The 11,813-nt window shown below is 46.8% G+C and carries 9 protein-coding genes and 9 tRNA genes; 7 read left to right on the forward strand and 11 right to left on the reverse strand.

The features are described from left to right. Window positions 1-77: 77 nt before the first annotated feature. The 4 genes from AAAT93_RS07445 to AAAT93_RS07460 form a co-directional block, all read right to left on the reverse strand. Entirely contained in the window at window positions 78-980 is a 903-nt protein-coding gene (locus AAAT93_RS07445) for a hypothetical protein (protein ID WP_021986128.1), read from the reverse strand. 303 nt (window positions 981-1,283) lie between these two features. Then, a tRNA-Met gene (locus tag AAAT93_RS07450) sits at window positions 1,284-1,357 on the reverse strand. A gap of 7 nt (window positions 1,358-1,364) precedes the next feature. Continuing rightward, window positions 1,365-1,437 (reverse strand) — tRNA-Val (locus tag AAAT93_RS07455). Window positions 1,438-1,567: 130 nt separating this feature from the next. Further along, entirely contained in the window at window positions 1,568-2,515 is a 948-nt protein-coding gene (locus AAAT93_RS07460) for an AEC family transporter (protein WP_021986127.1), read from the reverse strand. Between the two features lie 191 nt (window positions 2,516-2,706). Here AAAT93_RS07460 and AAAT93_RS07465 point away from each other — a divergent pair. The 7 genes from AAAT93_RS07465 (at window position 2,707) to AAAT93_RS07495 (ending at window position 3,622) form a co-directional block, all read left to right on the forward strand. Then, a tRNA-Pro gene (locus tag AAAT93_RS07465) sits at window positions 2,707-2,781 on the forward strand. Window positions 2,782-2,814: 33 nt separating this feature from the next. Continuing rightward, window positions 2,815-2,885 (forward strand) — tRNA-Gly (locus AAAT93_RS07470). Window positions 2,886-2,925: 40 nt separating this feature from the next. Beyond that, a tRNA-Arg gene (locus tag AAAT93_RS07475) sits at window positions 2,926-2,999 on the forward strand. 15 nt (window positions 3,000-3,014) lie between these two features. Continuing rightward, a tRNA-His gene (locus AAAT93_RS07480) sits at window positions 3,015-3,088 on the forward strand. A 42-nt stretch (window positions 3,089-3,130) separates the two neighbouring features. Next, window positions 3,131-3,202, forward strand: a tRNA-Gln gene (locus AAAT93_RS07485). Between the two features lie 16 nt (window positions 3,203-3,218). Then, window positions 3,219-3,291: transfer RNA gene (locus tag AAAT93_RS07490), tRNA-Lys, on the forward strand. Window positions 3,292-3,540: 249 nt separating this feature from the next. Beyond that, a tRNA-Leu gene (locus tag AAAT93_RS07495) sits at window positions 3,541-3,622 on the forward strand. Window positions 3,623-3,668: 46 nt separating this feature from the next. On the opposite strand, the gene AAAT93_RS07500 is transcribed toward AAAT93_RS07495, so the two are convergent. From AAAT93_RS07500 to AAAT93_RS07530, 7 genes are all read right to left on the reverse strand, one after another. Next, the gene (locus tag AAAT93_RS07500) at window positions 3,669-6,128 is read right to left on the reverse strand and encodes a transglutaminase domain-containing protein (protein ID WP_227572891.1); all 2,460 of its coding nucleotides are present in this window, start codon (window positions 6,126-6,128) and stop codon (window positions 3,669-3,671) included. A 74-nt stretch (window positions 6,129-6,202) separates the two neighbouring features. After that, complete coding sequence (locus AAAT93_RS07505; protein ID WP_207660254.1) at window positions 6,203-6,505, reverse strand: DUF2442 domain-containing protein; 303 nt, start codon at window positions 6,503-6,505, stop codon at window positions 6,203-6,205. A 12-nt stretch (window positions 6,506-6,517) separates the two neighbouring features. After that, window positions 6,518-6,742, reverse strand: coding sequence for a DUF4160 domain-containing protein (locus AAAT93_RS07510; RefSeq protein ID WP_227572892.1), 225 nt, complete (start codon window positions 6,740-6,742; stop codon window positions 6,518-6,520). Between the two features lie 21 nt (window positions 6,743-6,763). Beyond that, entirely contained in the window at window positions 6,764-8,164 is a 1,401-nt protein-coding gene (locus AAAT93_RS07515; protein WP_021984937.1) for a uracil-xanthine permease family protein, read from the reverse strand. A 29-nt stretch (window positions 8,165-8,193) separates the two neighbouring features. Beyond that, complete coding sequence (locus AAAT93_RS07520; RefSeq protein WP_195540813.1) at window positions 8,194-10,494, reverse strand: xanthine dehydrogenase family protein molybdopterin-binding subunit; 2,301 nt, start codon at window positions 10,492-10,494, stop codon at window positions 8,194-8,196. 3 nt (window positions 10,495-10,497) lie between these two features. Then, the gene (locus AAAT93_RS07525) at window positions 10,498-10,971 is read right to left on the reverse strand and encodes a (2Fe-2S)-binding protein (protein ID WP_117780952.1); all 474 of its coding nucleotides are present in this window, start codon (window positions 10,969-10,971) and stop codon (window positions 10,498-10,500) included. A gap of 2 nt (window positions 10,972-10,973) precedes the next feature. Further along, entirely contained in the window at window positions 10,974-11,768 is a 795-nt protein-coding gene (locus tag AAAT93_RS07530; RefSeq protein ID WP_118545107.1) for an FAD binding domain-containing protein, read from the reverse strand. Window positions 11,769-11,813 lie beyond the last annotated feature (45 nt).

Here is an 11,813-nt window from a genome sequence, read left to right on the forward strand (position 1 = left end):
AATCCGAATTTGCCAATTTGATTTAAAAGAAAAAAGGGAATGTTTCCATGTAATTCATGAAAACATTCCCTTTTCTTTTACCATGCAGTTGCAATATCTAACTGATTTGGATTTGACGCTGCAAATCCGCCTGTATCTACTACTATCGCTGTACCAAGGCTGCTCTCTACAAGCGATCCTCTTGGATGTGTGTTCAGATCTGCGGCAACCATAACATAATCACCGTACATTTTTACGCCATCCTCGCGAACCCAATACTGCCCTGGAATTCCCATTCCCTGCATCGTTGCTACGACACCATTCATATTCAAGTTGTAATACGTTTCTTTTCCGCTTGGTCCGTAGTTTACACCCTTGGATGCAGTCAGCTTTCCGTCTCCGGTCTGATTTGTATATGTAGTCACATATGTCTGTGCATTTTGTGCGGTTTTTAAAACTGCCTTCTCTGCATAATATGTCTCTACCGTCTTCAGGAATTCATCATAATTGTCGCGAACTGCCAATACCTTGTCTCGCTCGTCGCTCGCCATCAGTGACGGCTTGATCTCAACTGGTAATGACTTTACATGTGCGATGAACTCCGAATATACCGGATTCGTCCGTGCTTCGACCATCGTCTGAAGCATGCTTCTGTCTGCAACCGATGTTTCTTCTATCATATTTGTCACATTCATATTTGTCTGAAACTTCGGTGTGAGTTTTGCTACATCAGTCGTTACAGCCTTTGTCATATCATTCCCAATACTCTCTGTAACTTTCGCTGCCTGAACAGCTTCCCCGATGCGCTCCTGCGTTGTAACTGCTGCAAGCACCATAGACTCTGTTGTCATTGCCGGTGCCGGAGCTTCTGCAAGTACCTCTGTTACCTTCTCATTTGTTGTGCTATTGGCTTTGTAATCTTCCAATAATGTTGGTGCGTATAAACATACTGCTAAGATCATCACAAATCCTATCATTAGCTTGTCGATGTTTAACCTCATCTAATCACTCCTTTTCCAAAACCGTTTGTTCGCAACAAACTTCCCCTATTTAACATCATGTTTGTTAACTTGTCAATACATTTTTGAAATTTTTTAGAAATATTTGAAACATTTTTGTAACATTTTTCGATGTTTTGTCACAATTAATCACATTTCCTGCATTATTTACATATTTTAGAACAGCATCCGAACGGATTCGACAACCGCGCATCGACAAAAAGGCACAAAAAAATCTCATGCCATTTCTGACATGAGATTCTATTTGCACATTCTATTCTATATAGAATTTCAGGCATAAAAAAATAGCGGAAGGGGGATTTGAACCCTCGACACCACGGGTATGAACCGTGTGCTCTAGCCAACTGAGCTATTCCGCCATAAAAATGGGACCTATAGGGCTCGAACCTATGACCCTCTGCTTGTAAGGCAGATGCTCTCCCAGCTGAGCTAAGATCCCATTCGTTTTTGTGTTGTTTGCTCAACACTCTTGCTATTTTACATACCTTGCTTCCATTTGTCAAGCATTTTCTTGAATTTTTTAACATGTTTTTTTCAGATGCTCTGAAGCCCGCATATTTACGTGGTTTTTAGATGCATCCAATCGAGCGCAAAATAAAGATCCACAAGGTAAGTGTCACAGACGACAGCAATGTCGTAAGCACAATAACATTGGAAGTCAGGATATCATCGTTGTCCATATTCTTCGCCATGACATAACAGCTCACCGTCGTCGGGGATGCCAGCATGATCAAAATTGCTACCATCTCACTCGGTGCAAATCCGAACTTATATGCAAATGGTAAAAACACGAGTGGCAATCCGATCAGTTTGATAAAAGTTGCACCAAGGGCAGGCTTGAGTCTGGCAATCGCCTGTTTCGTGTCAAACCCGGCACCCACCGCCAGCAATGCAATCGGTGTTGCAGTCTGCGCAACATAATTGAGTGTCCGTGCCGGAATCGTCGGGATTGGCAACCGTACCAGTGATGCGATCAGTCCCAGAACAATTCCTATAATAATTGGATTTTTCGCAATGTTGATACAAGCGTTCTTGATTTTACCATAATCTTTATTTGCCTCTGTATTTGCATTAAATACCAATATAATGACTGATAATATATTGAAGAACGGAACTGCCGCCACGATCATAAGCGGTGTCATGCCGATCTCCCCACAGATATTCTCCACAAATGCAACACCCAGGATTGCCGCACTTCCACGCGCACCTGCCTGTGCAAACGCACCCACCATTGTCTTGTCCTTCAGGGTAAGCTTTGCAATGCCCCACACAAGAAAGAACATAATGATCGTCACAATCATACAGAACAGGAAGAACTTTACATTCATATCCTTTCTCACATCGGAACCTGCAATATCCCGGAACAGCATAACCGGAAGTGCGACAATAAACACATATTTATTCGCCACCCGTACAAATTCGTCCGTCAGAAAACCGATCCTTCTTAATATATATCCTAACAGAATAATCAGGAAAATCGGAATCGTCACATTCACACTAAATATAAAATTATCCATTGTTTTTTCCTCTTTAAAAATCTTTTTGCATTGCCTAGTGTACCACACCCGTCGACAAATTCCAAGAAATGGCGCTATTTTCCTATATTTTTCGGCATTTTAAATTTTTTATAAAAAGTTGTTGACAACCACCCCTGCTTTATGTATAATAACACTTGCGTTGAGACGAGGCAGACAAATAAATGCCTTATCGGGGTGTGGCTCAGTTTGGCTAGAGCGCCTGATTTGGGATCAGGAGGTCGCAGGTTCGAGTCCTGTCACCCCGACTTAATATCTTCTCTTCGCCAAGCTCAGATTAAGCGGGTGTAGTTCAATGGTAGAACACTAGCCTTCCAAGCTAGATACGTGGGTTCGATTCCCATCACCCGCTCTTTATTTTGCAAATACATTTCGTGTATGCAAGATATTATGTGTCCGTAGCTCAGCTGGATAGAGCAACGGCCTTCTAAGCCGTGGGTCGGGGGTTCGAATCCCTTCGGGCACATTTTTATATTATATGGTGGGTATGGCGCAGTTGGCTAGCGCGCCAGATTGTGGCTCTGGAGGCCGAGGGTTCGAGTCCCTCTATCCACCCTCTTCTTTTAGATTGCAGGCTTTGCAAGAGTAGGTTTTTAATGGGCTATCGCCAAGCGGTAAGGCACAGGACTTTGACTCCTGCATTCGTTGGTTCGAATCCAACTAGCCCAGCTTTTTTATTTTATATGGGCCACTAGCTCAGTCGGTAGAGCACTTGACTTTTAATCAAGTTGTCGGGGGTTCGATTCCCCCGTGGCTCACTCTTTGGCAGATGAATTCATCTGCTAATTTTTTATTCATACATATGCGGGTGTGGCGGAATTTTCGCGAAAGCTACAAGCCATGCCAGCTGGAAGTAACGAGACCGATGGGAGTTTGCTCACAGGAGGTCGCAGTTACGACAGATGATAGGGCGACAGCCCGTGACCGAAGTAAGCGCAGCTTACGGAGGGGCATGGATTCAGCTTTCGTTCTTTCATATTATAATATATTAATTTCACAATTCACATGCGGGTGTGGCGGAATTGGCAGACGCGCTAGATTTAGGTTCTAGTGGGCAACCCCGTGCAGGTTCAAGTCCTGTCACCCGCATTCCATAAAAAAGCAAGAGTTTGAACTCTTGCTTTTTTTATCTCTGTTATCGTGCTATAAACGTATTCGGATTATTCTGTATCATCCCACCATAATTCGATGCCGGTGCTGCTGCCCCTTTCGGCACCAGAAGAATCTGGATTCCTTCCAGCCGGTAAGCATATCCCGCGGTTCCGGAAGACTCTCCGTTCTTCGCCCAGCCAAGCCATCCAAAATGCTGCGCATGCACCCGGTAATAGATATCATAATGCTGTGCCATCTCACCGGTAAGCCGGATCTGGATTGCCTCTAAACGTTTCGCCTGACCGGAAGTTCCTGACATCGCACCATCCTGTTTCCAGCCGCTCTCCCATCCATAGCTCTGGATGTGCGTTCTGTACTGCACACTACCGGAATAACCACAGTTTGACAGCTTGATATTGATTCCTTCCAGCCGTTTGCTCTTGCCGAATGTCCCGGAGCAATCTCCGTTTTGCTTCCAATTCTGCCATCCAAATGACTGCACATGTGTCTTGTACATGACATTCGGCTGACTGTTGTACCCCGGAATCGCAATACTGTTTGACGATGTTCCATTTACATACGCTCTTGTACGATACGCAGAGCCGGATGCATTCACGCCTGCATAATTCACAGATGGCGCTGCACTGCCTGCAGGCAGGACAACAATCTGGATTCCCTCGAGACGTTTCGCCAGTCCAGCTGTACCGGATGGTTCGCCGTTCTTCGCCCAGCCAAGCCAGCCAAATGACTGTGCATGCACCCGATAATATACGTCATATTTACCGGCATCAGCACCGGTAAGCTGAATCTTAATCGCCTCTAACCGTTTGCTTTCCCCGCTCGTTCCATTCGTCTCTCCATTGTAGGACCAAGGAAGCCAGCCATAGGTCTGACAGTGCGTCGTATACTGAATCCCAAGATTGGATTCGTTCTGAATATTGATCCGAATCGCCTCAAGGCGCTTCGCCATCCCCGATGTGCCTGCCATCGTTCCATTATATCGCACGTCCTGCCAGCCAATCGACTGCACATGCGTACTGTACGCAACAGACGCAAGCTTCGAGATTGCAGCGCCTCCTTCTGTATAATCACATCTGGAACAGCCGATTACCTGTTCCCTGCCATCATTCTGATTCGTCGGTGCAACCCGTTCGGATACAACTCTGGTCATGCTATGTCCGAGTGCCGGAAGCTCCTCTGTCCTTGTCTGCTTACAGCCAGCCGCTGTACATCTATAAGTCCGAATCCCCTTCTGTGTACAGGTTGCTGCTTTTGTCACAGTTCCCGCATCCCATCTGTGCTCCGTATGTTCTTCCACATAAGAAACCCGAAATGTGAACTGTGTCGCACTTCCTGCTGCCTGCAGACTCACATCGAGATTGCCGTATGACCAATCCATCTGATTGATCGCATAGGCAGTTATACCATTCAGTATTCCGGAATAGCTTGGCGGATAACTGCTGTTATCTGCCGCAATTGTAAATGTCGTCTCACGCGCATCAAGCTTTGCCTGTATCCGCGCCCGATACGCTTTTGCCCATCTTGCCGCATCTCCATTTCTTACAAGGTAATTATTCGCAAGACTTGTCGAACGCGTCTGGTACCCGGATGTCGTATACAGATCTGCATGATGTTCATGCGCAATCGCCATCAGTTCATCGGTCAGGCCGAAATACATATATCTCTGGTCGAAATCATACCAATGTTCCGATGTATCATCCCACGTGCAATCGACCTGATACCACTCGCCGTCTAACTTCACGGCATTCCATGTATGATTATCTGCCCTATCTTCGATTCGTTCGTTCGGAATACCCGCAGCCGTCAGAAGCTTCGCATACGCCCGCTGGTAGCTCTCGCAGGTTCCTAATCCTCTCGTCAGTGCACCTTCTGCGGAACACCACGCAAGTGTTTTGTCGTACTCCAATTTCGCATTCAGCCAGTTATGCAGCCACAATGCCCGGTCATAGTCAGAACCTGTTGTTTTCTTATTGCACTGCGCAACTGCGGATTTCACAATGGAATCGACGCTTGGATGATCCGCGTCAGAGACGGATATCGTCACATCTATAGAAAAGTACACAACCGGCGAAGACATATTCATAACGTAAAACCGGAAATAATACGTTCCCGACGCGGTCATTTTGAACTTCAAGTCATAGGTACTGCACTCTTTTGTATAGTTTTTCCATTCACTATAGGTTGGATCCACAAGCATTTCCCGTTCTGTGCTTCCGGGATTCGAATAGTTTGGTGATGTCATAAAATACTTATTTGACGCATTTCCTCCTGTCGCCGACAAGTGAAATACCGTTTCTTCCCCTAATTTCGGTTCATCCCATTCTACCTTGAATGTTACACCTTTTTCCGTTTTGGTCTGACAGTATTGATAGCTTTTCTCTGCCGCATGTACCTGCACGATGTGTATGTTCATAACAACCATCAGCATGCACACCAATAACGAAATAACTCTGTAAAGCCTTCTCTTTGTTTTGTTCCTCATACCTCGCCTCCTCATTTGTTCATATATAAAAACAGCAATCAAATAACCACTGACTGCTGTTTTTATATTTCCATTCACATTGCGCTCTTCAAAGAATCATACGGATAGCTTTCCTGATAGACAGTTTCTGGTGCTATATCTATTTCACCATCCATCCATGTAATAACACCGTGGAAAACGCTCATATTTTTCAACACTTCCTCATCTTTTAACGGTTCAAATGCACTTCCTGTCAACAATGTCGTATCAAACAATCTTTTTTCACCATTTGAAAATGTTACAAGAATCATTCCGCCGCGAAGCAATGTTGCATCTTTTACTTTTATTTCTTTTGCTTCACTTGCCGCATAACAAACTCCATCTACAACGTACATCATGAAGCACCTCCTTTACATAGGTTTAATTTTATTAAAATGTTCTCCACGCACCGCCAAATTCCATGCGGCATATGCCTCTTCTTCGTGAAATGCAAGCCAGCCCGTTACCATTTTTAATTGTTTATATGGCAATGAGCCTGCCAGCAATTCACCATCTATTCCTATTGCTGCCTCATACTCTCCATAATATACATGAACATGGGGTTTATTATGTTGTTTTGTATCCCCGAAATACACTTCCCACCGCAGCCAGATACTTTACTGCTCTTCTTTCTCTTTTGGAAGTACAATATTCAACAGGATTGCCACAATCGCAGCAGGCACGATTCCAGAGCCGCCAAACACAAGCTGTACAAGCTTCGGTGCATGGACAAGGATATCCGGATTTGCTCCCATACCATAGCCAACACCGAGCGCTACAGAGACAATGGAGAGATTACGCGAATTCATCGGATTCTTCGTGATCAGCTGGATTCCACTGAATACAATCGAAGAAAACATCATAACTGCGGCACCACCGAGTACTGACTGCGGCATGATAGAAATAAGCGCCGCAAGCTTCGGACAGAGTCCACAGAGAATCAGGAACACAGCTCCCGTTGCAAGCGCAAACCGATTCACAACCTTTGTCATGGCAACAAGTCCGACATTCTGGCTGAAAGACGTATTCGGCAGGACACCAAAACAGGCAGCAAGCGAAGATCCAAGTCCATCACACATAACACCACCGGACAGCTCCTTATCGGTTGCTTCCCGTCCCAGACCGCCTTCCATAACACCGGAGATATCTCCAACTGTTTCAACCGCTGTAACAATAAACATGATCATAACCGGCAGAATTGCACGCATATCAAATACCGGCTTGACCGGCATGATCTTCGGGATAGCAAACCATGCAGCATCTGCTACCTTGTCCCAGTTCAGCACCCACGCTTTTGTATACTCGACGCCATCGGCAGTCACCCCGGTCGTAGGAAGCACAAATCCCATAACGATTGCAGCAATATATCCAGCAATAATACCCAATAAAATCGAGGAAGAACTCAAAAATCCTTTTGTGCAATGCTTGAAGATCAATATCACAATCAACACAAAAAGTGCCAGCAGCAGATTCTCCATCGAGCCAAAATCTTCCGCCTTGTTTCCACCGCCAAAAGAATTGATTCCAACAGAAATCAGACTTAAACCGATGGACATAACAACTGTACCTGTCACAACCGATGGGAAAAACTTCCGAAGCGGTTTTAAAAAGAACCCAAGCACCGTCTCAAAAAAACCGCCTAAAATTGATGCCCCCATGATTGCTCCATATGCGGATACACCGCCCCCCATCGTTGCTGCAACGCTGTTAAATACACCAATAAACCCGGATGATGTACCCATGATGATCGGTACACGTCCGCCGACCGGACCGATTGCAAAAAGCTGCACCAATGTCACAATTCCTGCAACAAGCATTGCATTCTGAAGCAGGGAAAGCTGCAGCCCAGCAAACTCTCCTCCTGCGATTCCACAGGCACCTGTGATGATTAAAAGCGGTGTAAGGTTTCCAACAAACATCGCCAAAACATGCTGCAATCCAAGAGGAATTGCCTGCGCAAGCGGCATCTTTCCATCCATCTGAAATGCCGCATCCGATAACTTAAAACTCTTTTTCATCTGTTTTTCTCCTTGTATTCGGTATTTACTTATCTAAAATCATCTTCTGGCATCGACATCAATATCTTCTCCGGTGTGATTGGAAGTTCTCTGTGCCATACACCTGTCGCCCGGTAAATTGCATGAGCAATCGCCGGTGCCGGTGTGTTGATCACGATTTCTCCGATGGATTTTGCGCCAAATGGACCTGTCGGCTCGTAGCTATTTTCAAACTCAACCCGTAGGTGTCCCATGTCCAGCCGCGTTGGGATTTTATATTGCATAAAATTGGACTCAACCGGTTTTCCGGTTTCATCATATGTGATATTCTCAAACAACGTATGACCGATCCCCTGCACGATTCCACCCTCTGCCTGGATACGTGCAAGTGCCGGGTTGATTGCGATTCCACAATCCACAACTGCCACATAATCGAGGATTTTTACCTCCCCTGTATAGCGGTCAAGCTCAATTTCCACCATACCAACCATATATGGCGGTGGAGAAACCGGTGAAGAATGCGATGCAGTCGCAACCGCTGCAATATCATTTGCCACCTGATCCTTCACACTGATCTGCGCCAGTGTGACACACTCGTCTGTGTTAATCTTCCGCACACACCCATCTTCAAATACCGTTTCTTCCGGCTCACATCCAAGCATTCCCGCCGCAATCGCACACAGTTTTTTCTTCAGCTCCTCGCAGGCAAGCTCTACTGCTTTTCCTGTTACATAGGTAGTCGAAGATGCATAAGAACCGGAATCATACGGAGATGCGTCCGTATCTGCGCCAAATACTGCCACGTCATCCACAGAGCAGTCCATACACTCAGCCACCATCTGTGCCAGAATCGTATCACAGCCGGTTCCCATATCTGCCGCACCGATGATCAGGTTAAACGTTCCATCATCTGCCAGCTTCACAGTTGCAGAACCGACATCGACGTTGGATATACAGGAACCCTGCATCGCCATCGCAACACCGGCGGTCCGCACTTTTCCATCGCCCATCTCCCGGACCGGATATTTCTCTTCCCAGCCAAAAAGCTCACGGCATCTTGCCATACAGCGGTCAAGCGCGCAGGCATTTGCAGTCTCTCCATAATACGCCGGCATCTTCATGCCCTCCCGGAGCATATTTTTCTCCCGAATCTGCGTCGGGTCGATGCCAAGCGACTCCGCAAGCTCATTGACCGAGGACTCCAGAGCAAAGATTCCCTGGGTTGCGCCATAGCCGCGATAAGCGCCCGCCGCCATTGTATTTGTATAGACGACATCGTAACCAAACCGGAACGCCTCAAGTCCTCCTGTATAAAGCGGAATTGACTTGTGTCCGCTAAGTCCGACCGTCGTCGGTCCATGTTCCCCATATGCACCTGTATTGGAAAGTGTGTACAGATCAAGTCCGCGGATATGTCCGTCCCGATCTGCACCCAGCCGGACAGTGACTTCCATCTCATGCCGCGGCGAACCTGCGATCTGGCTTTCGTACCTTGTGAAGATGAGTTTCGCCGGACGCCCCGTCTGCATCGTCACAAACGCCGGATACACTTCGCTGACTGCAGTCTGCTTCGCGCCAAATCCACCACCGATCCGCGGTTTTTCCACGCGGATTTTGCTTTTTGGGATTCCAAGCGCTCTCGATAAAATCCGGCGCACATGGAAAACAATCTGTGTCGAAGAAATCACATGCAGTCTTCCATACCGGTCAAGACATGTATATGTGCGAAATGTTTCCATCATTGCCTGGTTGAACGCACGCATATGATAAGCATGGGAAAATGATACCTCACAGTCCGAAATCACGGCATCGACATCGCCATCTCCGCTCAATTCATGTGCGATCACATTCCGTTTTGCATCACCGCCCACATCAACCGGCGGATACCAGTCATCCTCCGGATGCACAAGCACCGGATTATCCTTCGCTTTGTGGAAATCAAGCACCGGCTCTAACACATTGTATTTCACTTTCACAAGCTTCATCGCTTTGCATGCCGCTTTTTCATCCTCTGCTGCAATGATTGCGACAACATCTCCCACAAACCGCACGTGCCGGTCGATAATCAACCGGTCATACGGAGATGGCTCCGGATAAGTCTGACCTGCGATTGCAAACCTTGTTTTCGGCACATCCTCCCATGTATAGATATCCACCACGCCCGGAATTTTCTTTGCAATTTCTGTATGGATTTCTTCCACAATCGCATTGGCATGCGGACTGCGCAGAAGCTTCACGACAAGCGCAGGACCCGTGATATCATCTGTATACACCGGTTTTCCCAGCAGCAGCTGCATGGAGTCTTTCTTCCGGACTGATTTGTGAATGGCATTGTAATTCTTATGTTCCATCGCTTACTCCTTTCCCTGCTTCTTCCTATTTATATAGTTCAGGTAATTCCGGATTCCCCGGAGCTGTCCTTCGTATCCGGAACACCGGCATAAGTTTCCTGCCAGGTACGCACGTATCTCATCATCCGAAGGATCCGGATTCTCCCGGAGCAATGCAATCGTATTCATGACAAATCCCGGATTGCAAAATCCACACTGATCAGCCCCCTGGTCAGCGATAAAACCAACAAAACCGGATGCTTCCTCCTGCAGTCCTTCGAGCGTATATACTTCATGTCCATCCGCTCTTGCACAGAGTACCGAACATGACAAGACCGGGGTTCCATCTAAAAGCACGGTACAAAGCCCGCAATTTGCGGTCTCACAACCGCGCTTCACACTGTAGCAGCCATGCTTCCGCAGAAAATCAAGGAGCAGAAGATCTGGCGATACTGATTCACAAATCAGTGTTCCATTTACTTTGATTTTGATATCCATGTCTATGCCTGCTCCTCTCCGATTTTCTTTGTTAACCGATAGCAAAGCGCACCTGTAAGGCGTGTGCGGTATGCTGCACTGCCCCGGTGATTGCCGGCTGTCGGGATTTTTGTCTCTACCCATTTTGCAAACTGTTTTGCACGCTCTTCTGTGATTCCGTCTGTGAGAAATCCTTCCTCATCCGTGATACAGATTGCTCTGCCCGGTCTCGCACCGACAGAAATCCGGTATGTACCGGAAACATTTGCCGCTGCACATGCAAGAACCGGGAAATCTGTCCGTTGATTACGAACCGATGCATACGCATAGACACCCGGTGTTTTCTTCACGATCAGACGCACAAGCACGTCCCGGTCCGGTTTTTTCTCGGCGAACTCCTGCAACGGAATTATACCGCCCTGAAACAGTTCCACGTATGTATCCATAGCAAGAAACATCGTCAGGACATCCGAGAAGCCAAACCGTCCCCAAATACTGCCGCCGACAGTTGCCAGGTTCCGGAACTGAACACCGACAATATCCTTTAAGGCATCTCTGACTGCGCCCTGCGTATATGCATACAGACCTTCATGCAGCTCGATTTCACGCAGAGACACCATCGCACCGATAAAAAATGCATCCGCGTTCTCATCAATCCTGTCAAGTCCCAGCTCGCACAGATCGATTGCCGTCTGGATTGTCCGATCCTGCATCTTCGTCCAAAGCATTCCACCGAGGATCATGCTTCCTTTTTTCTGGTTCAGCGTATAAGCTTCTTCCAGATTTTTTACACGAACATAATTCTGTATTGTTACCATAAAAGCTCCTTCTATTTCTCTAACCGCTTTTTTCCAACTTTATAT

Origin of the sequence: Coprococcus hominis (ex Arizal et al. 2022), from assembly GCF_040094675.1 — a bacterium.
Taxonomy (GTDB): Bacteria; Bacillota; Clostridia; order Lachnospirales; family Lachnospiraceae; genus Coprococcus_C; species Coprococcus_C hominis.